Source organism: Paenibacillus sp. J31R109 (genome assembly GCF_059692055.1).
Genome location: NZ_JCAUAR010000021.1, coordinates 24,957 through 50,134, shown reverse-complemented (window position 1 = coordinate 50,134; position 25,178 = coordinate 24,957). Strand labels below are relative to the sequence as shown.

Annotated in this window: 21 protein-coding genes; 20 read left to right on the top strand and 1 reads right to left on the bottom strand. The window is 43.4% G+C overall.

Annotated features, from left to right (window positions below; genetic code table 11):
• The first annotated feature begins 4 nt into the window (after window positions 1-4).
• The 10 genes from AC58QT_RS31295 to AC58QT_RS31250 all read left to right on the top strand — a co-directional run bounded on the left by AC58QT_RS31295 (window position 5) and on the right by AC58QT_RS31250 (window position 9,948).
• Window positions 5-832: a DUF2935 domain-containing protein gene (locus AC58QT_RS31295; RefSeq protein ID WP_497412419.1), complete on the top strand. Its 828-nt coding sequence runs from the start codon at window positions 5-7 to the stop codon at window positions 830-832.
• A gap of 169 nt (window positions 833-1,001) precedes the next feature.
• Window positions 1,002-1,778 carry an ABC transporter ATP-binding protein gene (locus AC58QT_RS31290; RefSeq protein WP_310499154.1) on the top strand — a complete coding sequence of 259 codons (777 nt, stop codon included), beginning with the start codon at window positions 1,002-1,004 and terminating at the stop codon, window positions 1,776-1,778.
• A 22-nt stretch (window positions 1,779-1,800) separates the two neighbouring features.
• Entirely contained in the window at window positions 1,801-2,613 is an 813-nt protein-coding gene (locus tag AC58QT_RS31285) for an ABC transporter permease (protein WP_497412418.1), read from the top strand.
• Window positions 2,614-2,655: 42 nt separating this feature from the next.
• Window positions 2,656-3,513 carry an ABC transporter permease gene (locus AC58QT_RS31280; RefSeq protein ID WP_497412417.1) on the top strand — a complete coding sequence of 286 codons (858 nt, stop codon included), beginning with the start codon at window positions 2,656-2,658 and terminating at the stop codon, window positions 3,511-3,513.
• Between the two features lie 180 nt (window positions 3,514-3,693).
• Window positions 3,694-5,298, top strand: a complete 1,605-nt coding sequence (locus AC58QT_RS31275; protein ID WP_497412416.1) for an FAD-dependent oxidoreductase — start codon at window positions 3,694-3,696, stop codon at window positions 5,296-5,298.
• Window positions 5,295-5,630 carry a 4Fe-4S binding protein gene (locus AC58QT_RS31270; RefSeq protein ID WP_497412415.1) on the top strand — a complete coding sequence of 112 codons (336 nt, stop codon included), beginning with the start codon at window positions 5,295-5,297 and terminating at the stop codon, window positions 5,628-5,630. The genes AC58QT_RS31275 and AC58QT_RS31270 overlap by 4 nt, the downstream gene beginning before the upstream one ends.
• Window positions 5,631-5,669: 39 nt before the next feature.
• Window positions 5,670-6,722 carry an ABC transporter substrate-binding protein gene (locus tag AC58QT_RS31265; RefSeq protein ID WP_497412414.1) on the top strand — a complete coding sequence of 351 codons (1,053 nt, stop codon included), beginning with the start codon at window positions 5,670-5,672 and terminating at the stop codon, window positions 6,720-6,722.
• Window positions 6,723-6,756: 34 nt separating this feature from the next.
• On the top strand, window positions 6,757-7,371 hold the full coding sequence (locus AC58QT_RS31260; RefSeq protein ID WP_497412413.1) for a nitroreductase family protein: 615 nt from the start codon (window positions 6,757-6,759) through the stop codon (window positions 7,369-7,371).
• A 4-nt stretch (window positions 7,372-7,375) separates the two neighbouring features.
• Window positions 7,376-8,629, top strand: coding sequence for an MFS transporter (locus tag AC58QT_RS31255; RefSeq protein ID WP_497412412.1), 1,254 nt, complete (start codon window positions 7,376-7,378; stop codon window positions 8,627-8,629).
• 188 nt (window positions 8,630-8,817) lie between these two features.
• Window positions 8,818-9,948 (top strand): glycoside hydrolase family 88 protein, encoded by a 1,131-nt coding sequence (locus tag AC58QT_RS31250; RefSeq protein ID WP_497412411.1) that lies wholly within the window; start codon window positions 8,818-8,820, stop codon window positions 9,946-9,948.
• A gap of 102 nt (window positions 9,949-10,050) precedes the next feature.
• Here the strand turns inward: AC58QT_RS31250 and AC58QT_RS31245 are convergent, their stop codons facing one another.
• A complete protein-coding gene (locus AC58QT_RS31245; protein ID WP_497412410.1) occupies window positions 10,051-10,458 on the bottom strand; it encodes a DUF192 domain-containing protein in 408 nt (135 codons plus the stop codon).
• Between the two features lie 299 nt (window positions 10,459-10,757).
• Between AC58QT_RS31245 and AC58QT_RS31240 the strand changes: the two genes are divergently transcribed.
• From AC58QT_RS31240 to AC58QT_RS31195, 10 genes are all read left to right on the top strand, one after another.
• Window positions 10,758-15,365, top strand: coding sequence for a polymorphic toxin-type HINT domain-containing protein (locus AC58QT_RS31240; RefSeq protein ID WP_497412409.1), 4,608 nt, complete (start codon window positions 10,758-10,760; stop codon window positions 15,363-15,365).
• 84 nt (window positions 15,366-15,449) lie between these two features.
• On the top strand, window positions 15,450-15,836 hold the full coding sequence (locus AC58QT_RS31235; RefSeq protein ID WP_497412408.1) for an immunity 22 family protein: 387 nt from the start codon (window positions 15,450-15,452) through the stop codon (window positions 15,834-15,836).
• A gap of 169 nt (window positions 15,837-16,005) precedes the next feature.
• Entirely contained in the window at window positions 16,006-16,521 is a 516-nt protein-coding gene (locus AC58QT_RS31230; RefSeq protein WP_497412407.1) for an RDD family protein, read from the top strand.
• Between the two features lie 174 nt (window positions 16,522-16,695).
• The gene (locus AC58QT_RS31225; protein ID WP_497412406.1) at window positions 16,696-20,211 is read left to right on the top strand and encodes a polymorphic toxin-type HINT domain-containing protein; all 3,516 of its coding nucleotides are present in this window, start codon (window positions 16,696-16,698) and stop codon (window positions 20,209-20,211) included.
• Between the two features lie 155 nt (window positions 20,212-20,366).
• Complete coding sequence (locus tag AC58QT_RS31220; protein ID WP_497412405.1) at window positions 20,367-20,789, top strand: hypothetical protein; 423 nt, start codon at window positions 20,367-20,369, stop codon at window positions 20,787-20,789.
• Window positions 20,790-20,805: 16 nt separating this feature from the next.
• The gene (locus tag AC58QT_RS31215) at window positions 20,806-21,321 is read left to right on the top strand and encodes an RDD family protein (RefSeq protein ID WP_497412404.1); all 516 of its coding nucleotides are present in this window, start codon (window positions 20,806-20,808) and stop codon (window positions 21,319-21,321) included.
• Window positions 21,322-21,639: 318 nt separating this feature from the next.
• Window positions 21,640-22,131 carry a hypothetical protein gene (locus AC58QT_RS31210; RefSeq protein WP_497412403.1) on the top strand — a complete coding sequence of 164 codons (492 nt, stop codon included), beginning with the start codon at window positions 21,640-21,642 and terminating at the stop codon, window positions 22,129-22,131.
• 309 nt (window positions 22,132-22,440) lie between these two features.
• Entirely contained in the window at window positions 22,441-22,671 is a 231-nt protein-coding gene (locus AC58QT_RS31205) for a hypothetical protein (RefSeq protein WP_497412402.1), read from the top strand.
• Window positions 22,672-23,044: 373 nt separating this feature from the next.
• The gene (locus tag AC58QT_RS31200) at window positions 23,045-23,758 is read left to right on the top strand and encodes an ABC transporter ATP-binding protein (protein WP_497412401.1); all 714 of its coding nucleotides are present in this window, start codon (window positions 23,045-23,047) and stop codon (window positions 23,756-23,758) included.
• A 17-nt stretch (window positions 23,759-23,775) separates the two neighbouring features.
• Window positions 23,776-24,996 (top strand): ABC transporter permease, encoded by a 1,221-nt coding sequence (locus tag AC58QT_RS31195; protein ID WP_497412400.1) that lies wholly within the window; start codon window positions 23,776-23,778, stop codon window positions 24,994-24,996.
• Window positions 24,997-25,178 lie beyond the last annotated feature (182 nt).

The window sequence follows — 25,178 nt, the reverse complement described above, 5'->3', positions numbered from 1 at the left end:
CGAATTGTCAAATGAGTTCGTGAAGCGTTCATTGGATGAGGTCCGGTTCTGGTCACGTATTATGAAGGAACATTCCTTGTTTCTCAAACTGGGCTTTCGCTGTGAAGACACGACGTTGATCCAAGAGGCGAATCAATATTATCAGATTTTTGAGCATATAGAGAATCAATCCCATTCGTATAACGAGTTGACAGACCCGGAACAAATTCGGCGTTTCAATACGGAAGTCTCCTCGGCTGCTGCACATATTTGGGCGTTCAAAAGAAAAGTTCTCGGACTCATTATCCAATGCAAGCTTCCTGGCGGTAATAACTTCCCATTGTTAGTTGACCATACGAGTCGTGAGGCGAACTATTTCCGTAACCGATTACACGAATTGAACTCAGGACGATTAGAGCCATTACACGACGCGATTATTGATGAAAATGTGTTCTTTCTGCGTATCATGGCGGATCACGCTAAGTTTATCGGTCATTTGCTGGATCCATCCGAACGTCAATTAGTGGAGCAAGCGCGGAATTTTAGTCATGATTTTGACCAACTCCTCTTCCAAGCCATCGATTTGAGCGGGATGCGGCCGCAATCTCAAACAGATCCTCTCTTGGACCAGTTCCTGGACCAGAATCGTGTCTCTGTCGTTGCACTCCGTGATTTCAAAAAAACAGCGCGTGATTTGATTGAAGCCTGCAAAATCAAAAGCATCATCCATCCTTTGCTGGCGGATCACGTGTTCCGTGAAGCGGAACGCTTCCTAGCGATCATTGATATGTTCGAGCAGTGCTTAACGGGCAATCCAGTCATGGGGATGCGGGAGGAGCATGTAGGGCATTAATTAGGCTGAAATAATAATTCCGATAAAACTTATAGGATTATACTAAATTATGATTGACGAAGTTTCATTCCGAGTGGTACTCTAGAAATGTGACCACCGTTTGAACGGAGACGCTATTCTCTTTTGGGAGAGGAGTGTCTTTTTTTATTTTAAAAAGGAGTTGAACCTAATGAGCCAACCGTTGTTGAAACTCGAACATGTGAACAAAACATTTCACTCTAGCAAAGGGTCTGTTCAAGCTTTGCACAACATCCAGCTGCAAGTGAAAGAGGGGGAATTTATTACTGTCATCGGTCCCAGTGGCTGCGGCAAAAGCACGCTGCTCAAGATCATTGCTGGACTGGATGTTGCGCATACTGGTGAGGTTCAACTGGGCGGTCAGGTTATACATGGACCAGGCATTGATAAGGGCTTTATTTTCCAAGAGCCAAGGCTGTTTCCGTGGTTGAACGTCGAGAGAAACATCGCCGCGGACCTTTCGCTGCGAGACCCTGAAGTGCGCAAGAAAGTGGATGAACTGATTAAACTCGTCCGTCTGGAAGGCTTTCAGAAATCGTTCCCGAAAGAGCTTTCTGGTGGAATGGCACAACGTGTTGCCATAGCAAGAGCCTTACTTCGTAATCCGAAAGTGCTGCTGCTTGATGAACCATTCGGTGCACTGGATGCTTTTACGCGAACTCACATGCAGGAAGTGTTGATTGATATTTGGCAAAAAAATAAAACGACGATGATTTTCGTTACGCATGATATTGATGAAGCGATCTATTTAGCTAATCGTGTTGTGATCCTCAAACCGCGGCCTGGTGCGATCAGGAACATTGTGCCCATCGATCTGCCGATCCCGAGGAAGAAGACGACAACGTCTTTTCAGGAGCTGCGGCTCAAGGTACTTAGTGAATTTGAGAAAATCGAAGAGTTAGAATTAATCGATAGTTCAGGCATTTAAGGAGGAAAGGGGGGAGCTCTTCATGAGCCAACAAGGACATTTGGCAGGTATTGATCAACAGAGATCTAGGCAACGATTCCATCGCGTGCTGCTTGGTGCTTTGGTACCTTTACTTGTACTGCTTTCTTGGCAGCTACTGGGCCATTTAGGCGTGATTTCATCGTTGTTATTTCCAACGCCGCTTCGCATTATGAACGCAGCTATTCGACTGATTCAAACAGGCGAGCTGTATGACAACATCAAGATTAGTGTCGGCCGAGCACTTTCTGGTTTCTTGTTAGGCGGCTCGTTGGGCCTTGCCTTCGGGATTCTCGTCGGTTTATTCCGTAAAACGGAAAAAGCGTTAGATCCTACAGTTCAAATGCTTCGCATGGTGCCTCATTTGGCGATCGCGCCCTTATTTATTTTATGGTTTGGTATAGGTGAAACGGCTAAAGTTCTTCTCATTGCCAAAGGGGCGTTTTTTCCGCTATATATCAATGCTTTCTTGGGTATTCGAGGCGTGGATAACAAGCTTTTCGATGTGACACGTGTACTAGGGTTTAGCAAATGGAAGCAAATCATCCGGTTAACGATTCCCGGAGCGCTGCCTCATATTTTATTAGGCGTTCGTATCTCATTAGGTGTGTCTTGGCTTGGACTTGTTGTGGCTGAATTAATGGGATCAACCGCAGGGATTGGTTATATGATGTCGGATGCGCGGCAATTTTCCAAAACACCAGTTGTATTCGTTGGTATTCTCATCTTTGCCGTTTTCGGTATCGTCGCGGATTCCGCTGTGAGGCTGCTTGAACGCAAATGGCTGAGCTGGCAAGACAGCTACAAAGGGCAATAAGCAATATCAAGATTTACCGCACTAAGCTAAGGGGGAGAAGGTATGAGCAATCGTGTCGAGACACTAAGTCAAGTCGGGCAAGGAATCGGCAAATCGAAGGGGCAGAAGCTAGAGTTTATTCGAATCAAATGGTTGTGGGAGAGAGTGAACGATTTCGTCATTGGCTCGATCGTGCCATTATTACTCCTTGTCATTTGGCAAGTATCGGGGGATTTGGGACTGTATTCGCCGTCATTTCTGCCCACACCGTTACAGATTGCTGCGGAATTTCGTTCGTTAATCGCTTCCGGTGAGTTGTCCCAGCATCTATCCATTTCGTTGCAACGAGCTGTAATAGGTTTTCTAATTGGAGGATCCATTGGGCTGCTTTTCGGCTTTTTCGTTGGTTTTGTTCAAAAGCTGGAGTTCATGCTGGATCCCTCCTTTCAAATGCTGCGCATGATTCCGCATCTCGCGATTGCGCCGTTAATTATACTTTGGTTCGGTTTCGGTGAGGTTTCGAAAATCGTAATCATCGCGAATGGTGCCTTTTTCCCTATGTATATCTATACCTTTCTTGGCATTCGAAATGTGGATCGCAAATTATTCGAGGTCGCTCAAGTGCTGAATTTCAGCAAGTCGAAGCAGATTTTCCGGTTGATTCTCCCTGCTGCCTTGCCAGGTATTCTTTTAGGCTTACGCTTATCTGTGGCTATTTCTTGGCTGGGACTCGTCGTAGCGGAGTTGATCGGTTCGCAGGAGGGAATTGGCTTCCTTATCAATTATGGCAAACAAAATTCAAGCGCAGAGCTTATTTTCGTTGGAGTCATTATTTTTGCGGTAATCGGGAAACTTGTGGATTCACTTGTACGATGGCTAGAAAGAAAATGGCTGAGCTGGCGTGACAGCTTTCAGGGCTAGACTTAAATAAATAGGGTTGACGACTTTGAAATACGGTGCTAGTATGGCTTTAATCTTAGTAAACAAATTGGTTTTGTCGACTTAAAGTTAAATACTCAGTCCAACCGTACACACGGAGGCGTTCCTACAAAGGAATGCCTCTTTTTTGTTCCAATTACATTTTTAGAGGAGGTCAAGGTAATGGCAAAGGTTTTGGAGGATAACGAATTGCGTCTCGATGCGGATGTGCTAGTGATTGGCGGAGGTCCTGCGGGAACATGGGCGGCCTTAACGGCTGCAACGAAGGGCTCCAAGGTGATTTTGGTGGATAAAGGCTACTGTGGAACGAGCGGGGCAACGGCACCATCGGGTACAGGAGTTTGGTACATCAAGCCAGACGAGAAGCTGCGCGAGGAAGCGAGACAGAGTCGGTATTTGCTAGGAGGTAAGCTAGCGGAGGTGCCTTGGATGAACCGGGTGCTCGATCGCACCTATGAGAATATGAATAAGTTGGGTTCCATGGGGTATCCGTTTCCGAAGGATGACATCGGTGATCCCTACAAACGTGGTTTACAGGGCCCAGAGTACATGAAGTTGATGCGGAAATTGGTTCAAAAGGCTGGTGTAAAAATCCTCGATCACAGTCCGGTACTCCAATTGCTTGCTGATGAGCATGGCGTTGGCGGTGCAACGGGTGTGAGAACACAGAGCGGTCAAACCTGGACAGTTCATGCAGGATCTGTGGTGATCGCAACAGGCGGATGTGCCTTTTTAAGCAAAGCCTTAGGAACCAACGTGTTGACGGGGGATGGCTACTTATTAGCAGCTGAAGCGGGAGCTGATTTTTCGGGAATGGAGTTCTCGAATGCGTACGCGATCTGCCCGACATTCTCTTCCGTAACGAAAACAGCCTACTACAAGTATGCGTCTTTCTATTACGAGGATGGATCGATTGTAGAAGGGGCAGGGTCACAACGTGGACGTTCGATTATTGCGCGGAATTTGCTGCAAGGTCGTCAGGTCTACGCGAGTTTGGATCAAGCACCAGAAGACCTTCGTCCGTTGCTGCGTGTGAATCAAACGAATTTCTTCTTGCCCTTCGATCGGCTCGGGATCGATCCGTTCAAAGATAAGTTCCCTGTTACGCTTCGCTTAGAAGGTACGGTGCGTGGAACAGGCGGGATTCGGATCGTCGATGAGCAATGTTCAACCATTGTTCCAGGCTTATATGCGGCCGGCGATGCAGCGACGCGTGAGCTGATCTGTGGAGGTTTCACAGGGGGCGGCAGTCATAATGCGGCTTGGGCGATGTCATCGGGATCATTTGCAGGAGAAGGTGCAGCCCAATTTGCTAAAGATCTTGGCGATAAAGCGACCAACCGTCAGCTGAAAAGTGTCTCAACGACAACCTTTACGAAGTCGGGATCGGGTCAGATTTTAAGCAAAACAGGCGAAGCCATTCAAGCGGTACAAGAGGAAGTCATGCCGTATGATCGTAATTTGTTCCGTACTCAGGAAGGTTTAGAGGGATCGATTAATCGACTTGATGGACTTTGGAACGATCTGCGTGAACGTGTGACGACACTCGATATAGCTGGTGTTCGTCATCGTGAAGCAGCGGCTATGACAGCTACAGCTCGCCTTATGTACAACACGGCACTTGAGCGTACCGAAACGAGAGGCATGCATAAGCGGGAGGATTTCCCGGAGATTGATGCTGAGCAAGGGTACCGTTTAATTAGCGGAGGGCTTGATCAGGTGTGGACACAAAAAGCTGAAGTAAACAAGGAGGCTGTTACCCCATGATCGAGTTAGTCAGCGAGTCCAAATGCGTATCGTGCAACCTCTGTGTGTCGGTATGTCCAACGAATGTATTTGATCGAGTAGAAAATGGTATTCCCGTTATTGCTCGGCAAAGCGATTGCCAAACCTGCTTCATGTGCGAACTATACTGCCCAGCGGATGCGCTCTACGTCGCGCCTGATGCGGAGGGACTGATGCATGTGAGTGAGGATATTCTTGATGAGCAAGGATTCTTTGGCGGTTATCGGGAGAAGGTTGGCTGGGGCAAAGGACGCAAGCCAGTTGCCGAGCATCCTTATATGTATGAATTATCGAAGCGAGCATCTTTCGCGTAGTTGGCATCGTGTTTGTCCAAATTGAAAGGAGAATGGAAGATGATAGAGAGACAGAAGCGAAATAAAAGGGGATTCGGACTTTTCCGTACCACACATTTGATTATGGTATTAACAGCGATGGTTGCTTTCCTTGCAGCATGCGGTAATTCCGACGGAGGAGCGAAGACGGCAGGAGCGAGCGCAGCAGCGACAAGTGGAGGAGCCGCCAAAGTACAACCGCCAACGGTCATTAATTACGGTTACATTGGCACGAACAAGCTGAATTTTCCTGGTGGCGCAGAGGGTTGGGGCTTATATAAAGGGATTATCCAAGAGGAGCTCAAAAAGTACGGCATCACCGAAATCAAGCCGGTAGCTTTTCCGAACGGACCTGACCAAAGTGAGTCGTTAATCAGCGGCAGATTGGATTTCGGCAGTTTGGGCGATACGCCAGCGATACTTGCTCGTTCGACTGGAGCGAAGACGAGAGCGATTACCCAGAATTCAACAGACAATATAGGTTATTTAATTGGTAAAAAAGGTGGACCAACAACGCTTGCTGATTTGAAAGGCAAAACGATCGCGATTCAAAAAGGCTCCTTCATGCACCGCTATATTGCCGGCCTTGTGAAAGAACAAAATGTGCCCGACGTGAAGTTCATCCATATGCTGCGTCCGGATGGTGAAGCGGCATTGTCTCGTGGCGAAGTGGACGCGATGACGAATAGTGCGATCTTTGCTTTGAAACAAATTGAGAATGGATTCCCATTAATTGATGAGGCGACCAAGCATCCCAATTTAATTGGAGGTAGCCTTACGGTTGTGTCTGAGGACTACCTGAAGAAATTCCCTGATTTCCCGAAAGTGTGGAATGAAGCAAGGCAAAAAGCGCTCAAAGATTTACAATCCAAACCGGATGAATATTATCAATTCTTATCTCAGTTAAATGGGTTCACACCGGAATTAAACAAGAAGGTTACACCAATTGAGACGATAAAAGAGGTTAATTTTAAGGATGATGGTGTGAAACTGCTTGATGGAACGAAGAAATTCCTGGTTGATGAGAAGCTGGCGGAGAAGGATTTTGATCTGAATCAGTGGTTACTTAAATAAAGGCAACACGCCTATTCGGAAAGGGAATGATGACATGACTGTATCCTCACAAGTAGTTAATCAAGCTGTTTTAACTCCCGAAGTGGAGGCTAATCGTAAGGCGGATTATCCTGTTCATTCGCTGTTTCTGAATCGTTGGTCGTCGCGTGCTTTTGAAGAGAAGGACGTCACGAATGAGACCTTGTACACGATTCTAGAGGCTGCTCGCTGGGCGCCTTCCAGCTCCAATCTGCAGCCATGGCGATTCGTCGTCGCCCAAACAGAGGAACAGAAACAGAAGTTTCAATCGTTTATTAAGCCGAATAATCAATTGTGGACGGAGCATGCTCCTGTTCTGTTGCTAATCCTGTCCAATAAGTTCCGTCAGGATGGTGAGCCTAGTGGTGCGCATGCGTTTGATGCAGGAGCAGCTTGGGCATCCATTGCTTTTCAAGCGCACTTGCTAGGTCTGGCTACGCGTGCTGTTGGCGGCTATGAGAGAGACAAGGCACGTGAAGTACTTCAGATTCCAGCGGAGTATGAGCTTCATGCTGTGATTGCTTTAGGTTACCGTGGAGCACGTGAAACGTTGGCCGAAGACTTTCAACAGCGAGAGCTGCCGAATGGACGACGCGCATTGAGCGAGAGTATCATCGAAGGCTCCTTCTAGTTCGATGGACTCGTGGAACCGGCAGTTTGCAGCGTTGCTCTCTGTACAATTGCTTGTATCGACCGCGCACGGCATGTTCGTTCCCCTCTTGCCCAGCTTCCTTCAGGATGTTGGGCATGTAAGTGGGGATTCGCTTTACCTATGGTCAGGCGCCATATTCTCGGCCAATTTCATGATTATGATGCTACTCATGCCCTTCCTTGGGCGCATTGGAGATCGTTACGGGCGTAAGCCTGTGATGTTATGGTCAGGATTGGGGATGACCCTCGTTACGGCTTGCATGTCACTTGCCACCGAGCCTTGGCAGTTGGCGCTACTGCGATTGGCACAGGGCTGCTTTACTGGCATCCTGCCGTTCACGATGGTGCTGATCTTGATTGGAGCTGCCAAGAATAAAGTTGGCGTTTCGGCTGGCACCATGCAAATGATGGGCGAGACCGGTTCGCTAATTGGCCCCCTGATCGCGTCCTCTTTACTTACATTTTACGCAGTAAGAGGCGCGTATCCGGCTATGAGTGTGTGTATTTTGCTTGCGACCGTCAGCGTATTTTGCTTTGTTAAAGAAGGTCCACGTGCACCTGCCGTTGCTAAAATGGAACGGAGCACATTGCGATCCGACTGGAAGCAAATTTGGCGGATGAAGCCGCTCCCCTCGCTGCTGCTTAGTGCCCTTTGTATTAATTTCGCACTAGTCGGGACGAATCCAATTATCCCTTACTATGTGCGGCAATCCACGCATAAGCTCACCTTTTTCAACGATCAATGGCTGCTTGGCATCACCTTATCGGCGACCTCTCTCGCTGTTATCGTTTTCTCCCCGTTGCTGGGCATGCTATCCGATCGCGTAGGACCTTTATTGTTGCTCAAAATAGCGACCAGCACTGCGTTTCTTCTCTGTATCGTGCAAGCTGTGACGCATCTATATCCGCTCATCCTTGCGTGTCGATTTACACTCGGCCTGTGCGTAGCGGGTATGATGCCCAATATTCAGGCCCAAGTGCGAGGCTTAGTCCGCAAGGGGATGGAGGGACAGACCTTCGCCATGGTGAACTCATGGATGTTCCTTGGCTGCCTAACCGGACCGCTTCTCGGTGGCGTTATCGTCGCGCATTTCGGTATCCGTGGTTGGTTTATTACGGCTATGCTCGTTTTTGGCATCAGTTGCTGGCAGGCTTTTCACATTGGAAATTACCAATCGCGGAAGGCAGAGTTGGAAGTGACTCAATCCTTAACGCGTGTATCAACCACTGCAAATTAAAATGAAACGAGCTCCTTGGGGCTCGTTTTTTTGCGTAAAGTGCTGTGCGTTGGGAAGACTGTTTTGGGGAGACTGTTGTAGATATAACAGAATTGATATCCGCAAGTTTTAAACAAGCCGAGCATTCCGCGAAGCCAGGTGGTATAATAGGTTAAACGTTTCAACAAACTTGGCGAGGAGTGTTACAGATGGCAACAATTCAGAAGGGGTGGGCCCAAGAAGCATGGGCACAAACCGTAACAAAAGTAGACAAAACAAGTAAACGCATTGGTGATGGCTTCCCACATGCAAGTGTTGGCGGAGAATATAAGCTGGAGCCGGCATATTGGTGGACAGCGGGCTTCTGGCCTGGATTGTTGTGGCTTTTATATCGTGATACGAAAGATGAAGGATTGAAGCAGTTGGCGGAGTCTTGTGAGCAGCAGCTCGATCAAGTTGTTACCGACTACTATCGTCTGGATCACGACATCGGCTTCATGTGGACATTGACGAGTGTTGCCAACTACAAGCTAACGGGTGCAGAGGACTCCAAGCGCAGGGCTTTGCTTGCAGCGAATCTGCTTGCAGCGCGATTCAATGTGAAAGGAAACTACATTCGTGCGTGGAATCCTTGGCGCGAGGGTGAAGACAATGCAGGGTGGGCCATTATCGACTGTATGATGAACTTGCCTTTGTTGCATTGGGCGTCGCTGACCACGGGTGATCCGCGCTTCAAAGAAATCGCTGTAAGACATGCGGATATGGCGGTAGATCACTTTATCCGTCCCGATGGATCGGTTAATCATATCGTGATCTTTGATCCTGCCACCGGCGAAAAGCTTTCCGTGAACGGTGGGCAGGGCTTTGCACCTGAATCGGCTTGGTCGCGTGGAACCGCGTGGGCCATTTACGGTATGAGCCTCAGCTACAAGTACACGGGTGATGAGAAATATCTACAGGCTGCGAAGCGTGCTGCCCATTTCTTCTTGGCAAATCTGCCGGAAGATCATGTGCCGCATTGGGATTTCCGTTTGCCGGACGGTATCCCGGCGTATCGTGATTCCTCCGCAGGCGCGTGCGCGGCTTGCGGCTTGCTCCTAATCGCGGAGCAAGTGAACAGCCAAGAAGCCTCCCTGTACCGCGAGGCGGGCGAGCGGATTCTTCACTCGTTGTACACGAACTACGGCGCATGGGATTCCGAAACCGAAGAGGGGTTAGTCACTCACGGTACAAGCCACTATCCTGAGGGGAAAAACATCGACGTTCCGCTCATCTACGGCGATTACTACTTTGTTGAGGGGCTTTCACGACTGCTCGGGCATGGCGAGTTGTTCTGGTAGAATGTATGAAAATAGAGCTGTCCTCGAGTAGCATGGTGCTGCTTGAGGGCGGCTCTTTGGTTTTAGTCAACGAAAATCTGATGCCAAAGGTTTTCAACCTGCTCAATTCTCCTCCTTGTAGATATCGCAGAAACTATTGTGCATCGATATACGCTCCCCACCGGCTCTACCTCCCCATAAAATTCGATCTCCAATTTCAATGTTGTACTGTTGAATTGTGCCTCCTTTTAACTCAACCACTCTTACAGCATGTTGAACAATGGGAGTTAGACGGAATGGACGCATTTGTTCGCGAATACTCAAAATGTCGTCACTTTCATCTAGGAATAATATATCAATCTCGAATTTCATAAAAAAAGTATGTACAGAATTACAAGGGTGGATAATTAGACATTCGTTATCATTAATAGTTCTTTTTGCCATCCAGCCTATGAAACGTGTAAAGAAGCTGTCTGCGAACTGGATTTGGGTAGCGATTATTGTCTGTGATTTCTCTAAAATCAGTAGCATTTAAACACCTCAAATGTTATTTGAAAATTTAAAAAAATAAAAAAAGTCAAAGTGGAGGATGTAAAAATATGATAAGAAACCATGACTTATTACCTATAGAATAATAGGGTTTTATTACTAAAATATAGTAAAGTTTTGTAAAGTCTTTATGAAAAATTTATGAAATCACCAATTTTCACGACTTATTTCGACAGCATTCGACAATAAAGATCATATAAGATACTTATTGAATATTCGGATTGATATAAAATTTTATATTAATTTTTAATTTATGAAAAAAAATTTTATAGTGCTTTTTTGTGGAAGACTCTGACTTTTGGAAGTACACACCTACTGTTACAGGAGAAATCAACGTTCAATTAACTGTCCCTTCAGTTCCCGATGGATTAGACTACGATCTACAGGTATACGAAGGGACCGAATCAAGTCTTGGAACATTGATTAAAGAGTCGACGAATTCCGGAAATAACACCGAGTCTAAAGACTTTACGGCAATCGCAGGCAAGACTTACTACTTTAAAATTTATAAAACTGAAGGCACTTTCAGTCCAACTTCACCTTATGGCCTTATACTAAGTGGTGTGTTTCAAGATAATTATGAGGAGAACGACAACTACACAAATGCCAAACCTATCACACCAGGTGGAAGTACAATAAGCTCTTATATTTCTAGTTTAAACGATGGGGATGTCTGGAAATTTACGACAGAAGCTTATAATAGTGGCACAATGTCTGTGGACCTAATCGTTCCAAATGATGCGGATTTCGAACTTCAAGTATATGAAGGGGATGATCCATCAAGTAACCCGCTAGAAGAATCTAAGCATATTGGTAATGGCATCTCAGAATCTATCAGTTTTCAAGTAAAGATGAAGAAAGACTACTATCTAAAAGTTTGGAGCAAAGGAAATGCATCACGAAGTGCTCAACCCTATAAGCTGTCCGTGGGTCCGTTACCAACGGTTATTGACAACTATGAGTTGAACAACACGGATGAGGATGCCAAGGTCATATCGCCTGGCGTTGCGATTGATTCCTACATTTCATACGATACAGATGGCGATATCTGGAAATTTGAGACAGGGGATTCAAACATAGGCTCCATGCAGGCTAGATTAACCAACATTCCTACGGGCGTTAATTACGAACTGCAAGTCTATGAAGGCAGCACTAATAATGATCAAATCGCCGATTCCAAGAATCTTGGGAATACAGATGAATTGATTAATTTTATAGTAAAGCCGAAAACAAAATATTATGTAAAAGTGTATAGTCAAGGAAATCAATTTCATAGTACTTTACCATACACAGTATCGATTGGAAGCTTACCGGTGGCGCCAGATTCCTATGAGTCTAACAATTCCACGGCTCAAGCAACGCTACTTACACCAGGTACACCGATCAATTCTTACATTTCTTCTATGTCAGATGCCGATTATTTTTACTTCATGACAGATGCAACTACGGTTGGCTACATGAATATAGGATTAACGGATCCTGGACCTTTTGGGGACTTTGGGGATGATTTTAAAACCGACTATGATTTCCAAGTTTATAAAGGTTCGGAAAGTGATGCTAATTTAGTAGGTTATTCCACAAGTAACGAACGTTCTTCTACCATTGAAGTAAAAGTTGTACCGAATACGAAATATTACATCAAAATCTATAATGGCGGAACTGGCTTTACACCTGAGTCCTATCAGTTAAACATAACAGCATTGCCGCATGATGGGGAAGACAACGATACCGAAGGCGCAGCCAAGAACCTGCCACTACGGGGTGTTGTTGAATCTTATGTATACAAAGCTGGCGATGTGGATTACTGGATGTATCGAAGTGGTGCTTCAGAAACGGGAACTAAAGTTTTTGGCATGAAGGTGCCTGCGGGAAGCGATTATGAACTACAAGTCTATCCTGCCGGCGGATATGATACGAATCTCATGAAGGGATCGTATAATAACAATAACGACTACGATTACGTCTTGATGGAAGTGAGCCCGAATACCACCTATTACATGAAGGTGTACGGCGCATTAGGCAAAGGATTACCGGCGCAATACAGCGAGGATATCCCTTATATCATTAGCATTGGAACGGATGAGTATGGTGAAGGAACAACCGGTGGGAACGACAATGCCGTTGATTCTTATGAGATCAATAATACCCGTGAACAATCCACACTCGTCGAAGATGGAAGAACGATTAATTCTTATCTTTTTTATGACGGGGATGTCGATTATTACAAAGTAAGATCCAAGCTGCTCGCTGGAAATATGACAGTGAGTCTAGCTGTACCAGCTGGTCAGGATTATGAATTGCAAGTTTTTGAGGGATCAAGTTCCAGAGTCTGGACATCCGATTTATCGGGAAGTTCCACGGAGTCCTTTAGTTTTCCCGTACAGCCAAATACCAATTATTATGTCAAAGTATATGGTGCATCGATAGGAAACGGACATTCGTACAGTGCTAATTTGCTAGATAAGTATGTATTAAGTATTGGTCAAGCTCCTAACACAACCGTAGATCAGTGGATTACGGACTGGGAGAGTACGAAGTTGACAAGCCATTCGAAGTGGGATGAGTCAAAGTTTAGTGAAAATTCGAATTGGATTGACACAGAGTGGCAGGCAGTTGATGGTGTTGCCGGTCAATTAAATGATTTGCATGAGTATTGGGAGAATCAGAAAGAGTACTTGCTGGATAAAATCCAAAACGGAACTGATGGCTTAAAAGAATGGGCACAAGACAGGTTTGATCTAGAGAATGAACGCGTTTTTTTGATTGAGCTGATCTTAACTGGCACGCAGGGCCAGATAGAATGGGCAAATAATCAGCTATTCATAGTTAACGCGGCTCTTGATGGAACGTACGGAGAAAAGCAGTGGGCATATGACATTCTATATTGGCAAAACCTTCAAGAATATTATTCAAATCAAGGCTCTAGTAGTTGGGCAACGGATAGATTGAATGTGGTTACCATCATTCTTACTTCTAACGATGGTAATAAAGCATGGGCGCTAGATCGTTGGAACTGGCTATCTGAAGAAGATTATCTTCAGCATTTAATTGCAGATAGTACAGATTTAGGAACAAGACAATGGGCGCTAGATCGTGCGAGTATCGTAGATAAAATCTTGCGCGGTACAGATGAAGAGCAGACACGAGCAAGAAAACGTTGGGTTTTGCTTGAACTTATTGAGCACGGAACCGCCAAGGAAAGAGAAGATGCACAATGGGCGTTGGATGAGATGGACGGGAAGCATATCGTAATGGTATCAAGTGGAATTTCTACTTCACTTTATGATGATTTCTGTCAAGACAACAATTGCCGCCAAAGCGTAGACCAAATGACGGCAGCAATGTTTGTGAAAACATATGATGCTACGAAGGATTTTACACTAGATCAATATGTCAATTGCTTGGAAGGTGGAACAGGAAGCACATCTGGGACATTATGCCGAGATTTAGCATACGCAGATGCCGCAGCTTTAGCAGATGCAGATAATGCTAAATATGAATCATTCGTAAATGGAAAAACACCAGATGTGATTATAAGCAGTGTATCGACATCTGGAAGTAATGCAGATCCAACCAAGCTGGCACTAAGTTTCCTAAAAGGTTTGGGCGAAGGTGTGTATAATGCGCTCATAGGCGACTTTGTGAATTCGCTGAAAGACATGTGGAACATGCTCAGCAATTGGAAAGAAACGCTTGAGGGTTTGAAGCAGCTGGTTCAACCGATTCTGGATGCGATTCAAGGTAAGCTTGACCTCAAAGAATTGTTGGATTTAATTGCGGGCGATTTAGTCGATCTGGTTACAGGGATTATGAATACAGTTACTCAATTGGCGGAAGAATCCGGTCCTAAGTATGCACTAACTGAACTTTTGGGGAGCCAAGTAGGTCTGCTGGTTGGGAAGCTAGTTCAGAAATATGTGGCTGGAGCTTTAAGTACGATTAGTTCTGTGCAGAAAATTGTAGATAAAGTGAAGGATTTCAAAGTAACCAAAGCAGCAGAAAAAGAAGCAGATTTAGGCTTTTGTAACTGCTTCACGGCTGGCACTAAAGTATGGACTCAAGACGGTGAACGTTCGATTGAGCAAGTACAGCTTGGTGACATGGTACTGGCGAAGAATCCTGACACAGGCGAAATGGCCTATAAAGAAGTAGATGGGCTGTTCCAAAAGGAAATCACAGAGTCGTGGAACATCTACGTTGGCAATGAGCTCATTACTACGACGGACGAGCATCCGTTCTGGATTCACAGTAAGGGCTGGGTTGTTGCGAAAGACCTCATTTTAGGCGACTTGTTCGAGACGAGCGACGGTTCGTATTTGGCGGTTGACAGGATCGAGGTTAAAGAGCAGCATACGACGGTTTACAACTTCCGAGTGAAGGACTTTCATACGTATTATGTTTCGAATTTGAAGATTTTGACGCATAATAGTAATGGTTGGGATTGTACTATTGATCCAAATTATGTACCTTCACTAACTTCTGTGCCATCATTAAAAAATGGTGAATTTTATAAATGGTTTAATTCACTAACTCCAGATCAGTTTGATGAGATTTGGACTAATCCAATTCTGCGAGACAAAATAGAATATTCTTTAAGAAGACCTGGGAAAATGCATGAATGGCTCCTAGTATCACGAGCACCAACATTCAAACGTTGGGGTATAAAAGCTGAGCAAGTGCATGATTTAAGGACTGTCATTAGTGATGTGAAATTTGTAAATCCAGATGGTATTCATGGTGGTGTTGGTTCAACAATAGCTCATAATGAGCTCTTAGGAATTATTGATTCATCATTAGACTTTGATACATTTAAACGTCGATTAAATAATTGGGCTACCTATCGTTTAGAAGGTGGCATTGACTCTTTACCAGAGGGTTTGAGGTTATAGTGTAATTAAATAGTTAATCTTAGCGGGTTTAATTCCCCGCAGCTTGCTGCGGGGAGATTCATTTACATACATGGAGGGATATAAATGAGGCAAGAAGGAACTGTATCTTTATGGATAGGATCATTCTCGAATCCCGGTGCTTTAGAAAGCTACACAGAGATTCCATTTTCAGATGATGACGATGAGATACTACGATCTTTATTTGGGGATAATTTCAATATTAACTTTTATGATGAGGATTTTTTAGAATCAAAATTTCTTGATGTAAAAACAAATCAGTTAAAAATATTATTGGAAGAACACTCATATCATGAGATTATTACACCCAAATTTGTTGAATTAATTGGAGGTATTTCTGAAGATGTTAACTCGGTAATACTTTTGTATAATTTTGCTTACAAAGGGCCAATTTCTGAAATTAATGTTGTAGATTATAAAGTTAATTATTTAGGCTATGTTGAATATAGTTAGGTATTATCTTTCAACTATTCTATCTGTTAGGGATTTCTAAAGACTGAAGGAATCATATAACTTATAAAAGATATGAATAGTATAGTTTTGAAGTATATATGACAGTGTATAAATGTTTATGGAGGTTTTTACTATAAAGAGAAAATCATTAAGGACGAGGAGAACATAAATGCAAATCGAACAAATCGTATCCCAATATCGCTTCTGCATGATCGCGCGGCGCTGGGGAGCATTGTGGGTGGATGGAGTAATCCTATGGCTTCTCCCCGCAATCCCTGTATTTACATTAGGAGAAGGTGTCTATCAGAAGACACTATGGCTCTGGATTGCACTTCTCTTCTCTTATATTTTTGTGATGGAAGGTTTACTAGGATGGACGATAGGTAAATGGTTGTTTCGTATCCGAGTAGTTAATGTGGAAGATAGAGCACCAGGATTGCTTAAATCTTTCATTCGTACATTTCTAAAAGTCTTTGAAGCTAATCCAATGATGTTAGGTGGCGGAATAGCTGGGATAGTTGCGCTTATATCTAAAAAGCGTCAACGCCTAGGCGATATGCTAGCAAAGACTTATGTAGTAAAACGTGAAGATGTAGGTAAGATCACGTCACATGAAAAGGTAGTACAAGCCGAACCAAGTTTTGTTGAGGTTGTAAGAACGATAAATGAGCCGGAATTAACTTGATCGAAAGAAGCCGTCCCGTTGTAAGACAAGCGGAGCGGCTTTCTTTACACTTGAGCCGAGTGGATTGATAAAAAATTATATGAGAATTTGATCATATTCGACTAAATAAGATCTTTTCATCATGTACAATTTCATAGTACTTCACCATACACAGTATCGATCGGAAGCTTACCGGTGGCGCCAGATTCCTATGAGTCTAACAATACGATTGCTCAAGCAACGGTGCTTACACCAGGTACACCGATTAGTTCTTACATTTCTTCTATGTCAGATGCCGATTATTTTTACTTCATGACAGATGCAACTACGGTTGGCTACATGAATATAGGATTAACGGATCCTGGACCTTTTGGGGACTTTGGGGATGATTTTAAAACCGACTATGATTTCCAAGTTTATAAAGGTTCGGAAAGTGATGCTAATTTAGTAGGTTATTCCACAAGTAACGAACGTTCTTCTACCATTGAAGTAAAAGTTGTACCGAATACGAAATATTACATCAAAATCTATAATGGCGGAACTGGCTTTACACCTGAGTCCTATCAGTTAAACGTAACAGCATTGCCGCATGATGGGGAAGACAACGATACCGAAGGCGCAGCCAAGAACCTGCCACTACGGGGTGTTGTTGAATCTTATGTATACAAAGCTGGCGATGTGGATTACTGGATGTATCGAAGTGGTGCTTCCGAAACGGGAACTAAAGTTTTTGGCATGAAGGTGCCTGCGGGAAGCGATTATGAACTACAAGTCTATCCTGCAGGCGGATATGATACGAATCTCATGAAGGGATCGTATAATAACAATAACGACTACGATTACGTCTTGATGGAAATGAGTCCGAATACCACCTATTACATGAAGGTGTACGGGGCATTAGGCAAAGGATTGCCGGCGCAATACAGCGAGGATATCCCTTATATCATTAGCATTGGAACGGATCAGTATGGAGAAGGAACAACCGGTGGGAACGACAATGCCGTTGATTCTTATGAGGTCAATAATACCCGTGATCAATCCACACTCGTTGAAGATGGAAGAACGATTAACTCTTATCTTTTCTATGACGGGGATGTCGATTATTACAAAGTAAGATCCAGGCTGCTCGCTGGAAATATGACAGTGAGTCTAGCTGTACCTGCTGGTCAGGATTATGAATTGCAAGTTTTTGAGGGATCAAGTTCCAGAGTCTGGACATCCGATTTATCGGGAAGTTCCACGGAGTCCTTTAGTTTTCCCGTACAGCCAAATACCAATTATTATGTCAAAGTATATGGTGCATCGATAGGAAACGGGCGTGCGTACAGTGCTAATTTGCTAGATAAGTATGTATTAAGTATTGGTCAAGCACCTAATACCACCGTAGATCAGTGGATTACGGACTTGGAGAGTACGAAGCTGACAAGCCACACGAAGTGGGATGAGTCAAAGTTTACTGAGAATTCGGATTGGATTGACACAGAGTGGCAGGCAGTTGATGGTGTTGCCGGTCAATTAAATGATTTACATGAGTATTGGGAGAATCAGAAAGAATTCCTTCTGGATCGAATTAACAATGGTACACAGGGGGAAAAGATCTGGGCTCAGAATCAATACGACCTGGAGAACGAACGAGTTTTCCTGATTGAATTAACTTTAACGGGAACAGTCGGACAACAGAAATGGGCGAACAATCAGTTATTTATAGTAAACCTTGCCTTGTCCGGCACCTACGGTCAACAGCAGTGGGCAAAAGATCTTATTCATTGGCAGAACTTATATAATTATTATCAAGATTTAGTCAATCAAAATCCTAACAATAGTTGGGCAGAAGAACGGCGTGATGTGACAGCTGTTCTTAAAGATCCGAATGCAACAAATAAAGAGTGGGCATTGGATCGCTGGAACTGGTTAGTTGAAGAGGACTACCTACAGCATCTCATTAACGAAAATCTGGATTTGGATACCGTTAGATGGGCGCAAGGTCGGGCGGAGTTAGTTGATAAGATTTTACGCGGCACACCAGATGAACAGAACTGGGCAAGAAAACGTTGGGGCTTGTTGGAACTTATTGAGCATGGAACTCCTGCTGAAAGAGATCAAGCTCAATATGATTTAGACGAGATGGATGGGAAACATATTGTGCAGTATACCCCGATGGTAGGTGTATCCTCCACAATCACTAGTGGTTGCAATACGTCAAGCTGCATGAAAATGATTAGTGATATCACTGCTGTTTTATACAGAGATAAATTAAGTTATAAACCGTTAGTACTTAATACTACACAGAAATGTCCTATCTGGAATCCTAATCGACCTGCCGAGTGCAGTGAATGGGAAGATTGGTTAACTACCCAGTACAGTAGTTATGCAGCTAAAACAATTCCAGCTTCTGTAGATAGTATTATTGAATCGAGTAACGGTGGTACATTTATTGATGCTCTATGGGATATAACGAAATTAACAGGTTACTTTACCAAAGGTTTAGTTCTCGGTATCGTTAGCCCACTTACAGATTTGTATGATATGTTAAAGAACTACCAAGAGATTGTTAAACTTACACAGTTAGTAGTAGGTACCCTTATTGATTTTGCTAAAGATCCAAGTTTAGATAAGTTGTCAGCAATTGGTCAAGTGTTAAAAACAACTGCATTAAATGAAATATTGGATCTTTGGAATAACGCTACAGAGAGTAAGTATGCCGTGGCAGAGACTATTGGGAATATTGTTGGCCAGGCCGTTCTTACCTTCTTTACAGCGGGATTCTCTGCAGAAGTAAAATTATCAACCAAAATTGGATCTCTGAGTACAGATTTAAAACTAGCCAAAAAAATTGATGAGCTTGGTTTCTGCCATTGTTTTACGGCTGGAACTAAGGTGCTGACTCAAGACGGTGAACTTTCAATTGAACAAGTACAGCTTGGTGACATGGTACTGGCTAAAAATCCTGACACAGGTGAAATGGCCTACAAAGAGGTAGATGGGCTGTTCCAGAAAGAGATAACGGAGTCGTGGAACATTACAGTAGGTGATGAACTGATTACGACGACGGATGAGCATCCGTTCTGGATTCACAGCAAGGGTTGGGTCGTTGCGAAAGATCTGATTGTTGGAGACTTGTTCGAGACAAGCGATGGTTCGTACTTGGCGGTTGACAAGATTGAGGTTAAAGAGCAGCATGCTACGGTATATAACTTCCGAGTGAAGGACTTCCATACGTATTATGTTTCTAATTTGAAGATTTTAACTCATAATAGTAGTGGTGATTGTCCATTTGGGGTTCCACAAAACGGTCCAACGGAAAGCTTTCATCCTAATCTAGAATTAAGTAAAAAAATTACAAAAGCACTACGTTCGTATGGAAATCTAAATGTACAGCAAGAAGGATTCGTTGCCTATTTATTTGGTAATAAAGTTGAAGGTTTCCAGAAAAATATTAACGGTCCTAATGGGCGAATCGGCGAAATAGATGTGGAGACGGACGAGTTATTAATCGATGTCACAGTAATTGAAGGAACAAAAGGTTCAAAAGAAGCATCTGATTTCGATAAGTATTTTGATGATCGGAAGCAACTAATGAATCCCTCGAACAAACAAGTAGTACTATTTGCAACTGGGAATGAAATGTCCGCAACAAAAATAGCAAATATAGAATCAAAGGGCGTTAGAGTAATCACAAGTTGGGATTTACTGAAAAAATTAGTTAAATAGTGCTTAGGCTAGAATAATTAATGCTAAATCAGCAAGCTACTATTTATCAGTATGATCTGTCAAGGTCTTGCATTTTATTTTTCAAGCCTTGACAGATAAGTTTTTTGAGTACGCAATTATTAAAAATATAAATTCAATGTTAGGGGTGGGGGTATTTGTCAAGAGGACTGATTATCTTTCTAAATGATTTTATTTCAAAAAATGAAGTGCTTGAGTTTGTAAGAGAATCTTTAAATGGTTATGTTATATGGGAAAATGACTTGAAAAAGGCAGAAGCAGTTATGGAAAAGGATGAAGGGACGATTTGGATTAGATATGGTTTCGACTTCGAATGGTGGAAAGAAGAAATAGAAACTTTAAAAAAACAATTTGACTTTGATGTAAAAACCTATATATCTCTTGAACTAAATAGTGCTGATGGATCTGATGAATTAGCAAGAGATTTTTGTGTTTCATTTATGAAAAAGTATAATGATTCATATCTACATGACTTTAGAACAAATGTTTTTTTAAATTACACTCAGGTATCTCAAATCGCAATCAATGAAGAGGGTAGTTGGGAAATGTTTTTAAGGTAAGACTGGAGGAAAGAATGTGACAATCGAACAAATCGTTTCCCAATACCGCTTCGGCATGATCGCGCGGCGCTGGGGAGCATTGTGGGTGGATGGAGTCATCCTATGGATTCTCCCTGCAATCCCTGTATTTACATTAGGCGAAGGTGCCTATCAGAAGACACTATGGCTATGGATTGCACTTCTCTTCTCGTATATCTTTCTAATGGAAGGTTTATTAGGATGGACGATAGGTAAATGGTTGTTTCGTATCCGAGTAGTTAATGTGGAAGGCAAAGTGCCAGGATTGCTTAAAGCTTTTATCCGTACATTTCTAAAAGTTTTTGAAGCTAATCCAATGATGCTTGGTGGCGGAGTAGCTGGCATCGTGGCACTTATATCTAAGAAGCGACAACGCCTAGGCGATATGCTAGCAAAGACTTATGTAGTAAAACGTGAAGATGTAGGCAAGATCACTTCACATGAAAAGTTAGTACAAGCCGAACCAAGCTTTGTTGAGGTTGTAAGAACGATAAATGAGCCGGAATTAACTTGATCGAAAGAAGCCGTCCCGTTGTAAGGCAAGCGGAGCGGCTTTCTTTCGATTTTGAGCCGAGATAACTCCCGCTGCTAACACATTTGTCAAGTGGAGGTGAGTGAACTTATGAAATATATTAGAAAATGGCTTGGAAGCACTTGTTTTTATGTGATTGGATATACCCATAAATCTTATTCAAATGATATTTTATTTGATTTTATAAAAAGGTTTAAAATTAATGAAATATCATTAACCTTATACAAGATTAATGAGGATGCTGTGACTTAGCAAGATATCAGGGATTACGAAGATGAAATTATTGAAATTGAAAAAGTTGTGGTTCAAGATATACCAATTTTAAGTTTTAAAAATTTATTCATTAGAATGATTCAAGCACAGATTAAAATACATGACATAGAACTGCCTTGCATGTTAATACCGTATATTCATGATGATGGAACAGTCTCGATTAACCTGAAATTTGAATTTGGTCATGTACAGTACGAGGTGAACAAAGACCTGAGGTTCAAACGATTAAGAGGAATTAGAAAGCTTTGTATTCAATTTTTCTCTTCTTTCGATTTCTTGTATGGAGTAATGGGAGAGGAAGTAAGAGAAATATCTTTAAAGGAAACAGTAATAGAGAAATTAAATTTTCAGACAACAGATTTGTTTGATCTGATTCAAGTTAGTAATGATTATAATAGTGGTTATTTAATTGTTCTTGAAGAAAATATACATGAACTTAAAGAAAAAAACTTAATTGTTAAGTACGAGAAGTTCTTAAGAAGATTAGAGAGTGATTTAAGGTTTTTTTTGAAAAATTAATACTGTCACATGAAAACATAGTACAAGCCGAACCAAGCTTTGTTGAGGTTGTGAGAACGATAAATGAGCCGGAATTAAATTGATCAAAAGAAGCCGTTCCGTTGCAAGCGGAGCGGCTTTCTTTATGTTCAAGAGAAAACAAGCTATTCCATTTGGACCGTATTTAGCTTCGGGAGCAATAATGTCTTATTTTTTTGGATCAGAAACAACTATGTGGAGTACTAAGTGAGCTAACTCGTTTAGCTCTTGCTAGATTTGGGCATCCTTTTACTAGTGTGATAGATTCTAGTGAAAAGGTGGCGATGGCGTATGACAACGGAAGCGACTAATAGCGTTAGACCAGTCATTCCTAGCAAAATTGCTGAATCCATTAAAAGCCTACGGGAGCAAGGTTGGGTTGACGACGATTTCTTTAATTTCTCGCGTTATGATGAAGAATCTGCGGAAGCTCGGCTGTTATATCACTTTTTCCGAAACAACCGAGTCACTTTTGCGGCGGCAATCATCAATAGCTATAGTGTTCAGGAGTTGCAGCAGTAAGGGTGGAAGCGTGAGTAAATATATTGATAGACTAATTAACCGCACGACGACGTGCAACCAATATTCGAGGCAATGGCGCCTATCCTACCACAGGATAGGCGTTTTCTGTCTTTTTGAAAGGGTGAATATGATGATGAAACGCTTGAAGAACGTTGTTTTGTTTATCCAATGTCTGCCTGTCGCGTTGAGATGGTACTAAGACTTCATGTTAGGTTTCAGCTATAACCAAACTCTATCGTTATCACTCCTTACCGAGTGACTGTGATAGAGTTTTTTTATTTTTATCTATCCTTCATACTTTGGGCAAACTTTCATGATACGATAATGGCAAAGTGCAGAAGTAGCACGATCAGGATGGAAGGGAAGTCACGGAATGTCAGATGAACAATTAGCTGTCTTAGGTGTACATATTGAACAGGCAGGTTACGATGAAGTGCCTGATATTATTAAGGGAATTCATTTTACGGTGAAGCAAGGTGAGCTCGTGGGATTGTTAGGTCCGAACGGCGCCGGCAAGAGTACGACAATCAAGAGCATCCTAGGCTTGCTGAAGGATTTTAAAGGCAAAATCTCCTTCATGGGTGAAACCAAAAGTTACGCGTATATTCCCGAACACCCGATTCTATATGATGAATTGACGTTGTGGGAGCATATGGAATTCGCGGCCTCGGTGTATGAGCTGGATCGAACCGTGTTTCTTGAACGTGCTGACGATCTCTTGCATCGCTTCCGATTGCTGGATGAGAAGCATCAATTGCCTGGGAAATTCTCGAAAGGTATGCAGCAAAAAATTATGCTGATCCTCGGCTTTTTGAACAAACCAGATGTGTACATCGTGGACGAGCCCTTCATTGGCCTAGATCCAAAGGCGATCAAGGATTTCATAGGGATGCTGGAAGAGGAACGGAAGCGTGGCGCAGGCATTTTGATGAGTACACACGTGTTAGATACAGCGGAGCGGATATGCAGTTCATTTGTACTGCTGTCAGGCGGCAGATTGGTAGCGAATGGTACACTTCAAGACATCCAACAACAATGCGACATGCCGGATGCGACGTTGTTCGACTGCTTCCATTCCTTATTATGAGAGGGGGCGACAGCGGTTTGACTAGCAGCTACCAAGTTTTTGCGCGAAGAGTGCGTTCGGATTTACGCTTTCAATATCGGGCCATACGCATGGCCGTTGATTGGGTCATTGCGATTTATTTTGTCATTCCTCTGCTGATCGTAGCAGGTTATCACTATTATGCGTGGTATATGACACCGCCGACGTGGTTAAGCGGGATCTCTATTCATACGGTCGCGACACTTTTCTACATATACACATGGATGGGTACACTGAGGTACTTTGTGGAAGAGGGGGACCAGTTATTCCTCCGGCAAAATGAAGGCTGGTTCCGACACATCATGCATCTTGGCTATCGGTATTCGGTGGTACTGCAGGCGATTACAATGATGCTGGCAACGCTCCTATTTCTACCGTTACTAGTACCCGTATATTCGTACACGATCACACAAGTCGTGTGCTTCTGGTTACTGACGTATGTGGTGAAGCTGAATATAGGGTTAATTCGCCAACTGCTTGCCCTTCGGTTCCAAAGGTTCTTGCTATGGTTGCTGCGTATTGTGGCATTCGCATGCGGGTTCATTGTATTTCAAGTGTTAATCACTGACATTAAGGATCAGACCTTCATTAGCTGGGCTGCCATTGGGCTAGGGATACTTACATTTGTGCTTTTAACGACAAAAAGGCTGCGTGAAAAAGGTGCCTTCTTCGCGGATGTCGCCAGAGAGCGAGATGCGCGGATGCGTATCGTCTCTTTGATGTTAATTCGTGTGACGGAGCGCAAAAGAAAACCGACACGCAGGTACCCGCTATTTTTCAGCAGATCGCAGCGGTTGCTCAAAGGTAAAGGAGCTGGCAACGGAATTGCGGAGCTCTTAGTAAAGTCCTATTTCCGAAATGGATTGCAGTGGCGACAATCGATTCAATTCGTCGTTGTCATCAGCGGAGCACTGTTTATTTTGCCAGGCGCGATTAAAATTCTCGTTTGGATCCTTGCGGTGGTCTTGTTGGTTTTCTGGCGCAAATCGTTTTGCAAGGATGAACTAACGACCCCATTCCTGTCGCTATTCCCCATTCGAGATACGATGAAGCATCAAGCGATTCAGACGGCCATACCGATCCTAGTGCTGCCAGCCATGATCGTCATCAGTCTAGTCGCAGGTATCTCCATGTTCACGTGGTGGGGGCCGATTGTCATGATCGGTGCCGCGATCCCGTTAACGTATGGAACTTCATCCGTGTTTACTAGCTGGTACTGAGTAGCGCAGACCAAACAGATCATAAGGTTAGTCAACGTATGTTGGCTAGCCTTTTTTATTTTACATATAGCCGTCTCTGAAGATGCTTAGGCATTATCCCATAATGGAATAGAACGTTAAGTTTAAGCGGATGCTAGCAAATAATTCCCATTTAAAAGGTGATGAAAGCGAGGCCGAACTCC

What these genes read in the sequence shown, in the direction of transcription:
- AC58QT_RS31290 (WP_310499154.1), top strand. Translation starts at nt 1,002, where the DNA reads ATGAGCCAACCGTTGTTGAAACTCGAACATGTGAACAAAACATTTCAC.
- AC58QT_RS31285 (WP_497412418.1), top strand. Translation starts at nt 1,801, where the DNA reads ATGAGCCAACAAGGACATTTGGCAGGTATTGATCAACAGAGATCTAGG.
- AC58QT_RS31280 (WP_497412417.1), top strand. Translation starts at nt 2,656, where the DNA reads ATGAGCAATCGTGTCGAGACACTAAGTCAAGTCGGGCAAGGAATCGGC.
- AC58QT_RS31275 (WP_497412416.1), top strand. Translation starts at nt 3,694, where the DNA reads ATGGCAAAGGTTTTGGAGGATAACGAATTGCGTCTCGATGCGGATGTG.
- AC58QT_RS31270 (WP_497412415.1), top strand. Translation starts at nt 5,295, where the DNA reads ATGATCGAGTTAGTCAGCGAGTCCAAATGCGTATCGTGCAACCTCTGT.
- AC58QT_RS31265 (WP_497412414.1), top strand. Translation starts at nt 5,670, where the DNA reads ATGATAGAGAGACAGAAGCGAAATAAAAGGGGATTCGGACTTTTCCGT.
- AC58QT_RS31260 (WP_497412413.1), top strand. Translation starts at nt 6,757, where the DNA reads ATGACTGTATCCTCACAAGTAGTTAATCAAGCTGTTTTAACTCCCGAA.
- AC58QT_RS31255 (WP_497412412.1), top strand. Translation starts at nt 7,376, where the DNA reads ATGGACTCGTGGAACCGGCAGTTTGCAGCGTTGCTCTCTGTACAATTG.
- AC58QT_RS31250 (WP_497412411.1), top strand. Translation starts at nt 8,818, where the DNA reads ATGGCAACAATTCAGAAGGGGTGGGCCCAAGAAGCATGGGCACAAACC.
- AC58QT_RS31245 (WP_497412410.1), bottom strand. Translation starts at nt 10,458, where the DNA reads ATGCTACTGATTTTAGAGAAATCACAGACAATAATCGCTACCCAAATC.
- AC58QT_RS31235 (WP_497412408.1), top strand. Translation starts at nt 15,450, where the DNA reads ATGAGGCAAGAAGGAACTGTATCTTTATGGATAGGATCATTCTCGAAT.
- AC58QT_RS31230 (WP_497412407.1), top strand. Translation starts at nt 16,006, where the DNA reads ATGCAAATCGAACAAATCGTATCCCAATATCGCTTCTGCATGATCGCG.
- AC58QT_RS31205 (WP_497412402.1), top strand. Translation starts at nt 22,441, where the DNA reads ATGACAACGGAAGCGACTAATAGCGTTAGACCAGTCATTCCTAGCAAA.
- AC58QT_RS31200 (WP_497412401.1), top strand. Translation starts at nt 23,045, where the DNA reads ATGTCAGATGAACAATTAGCTGTCTTAGGTGTACATATTGAACAGGCA.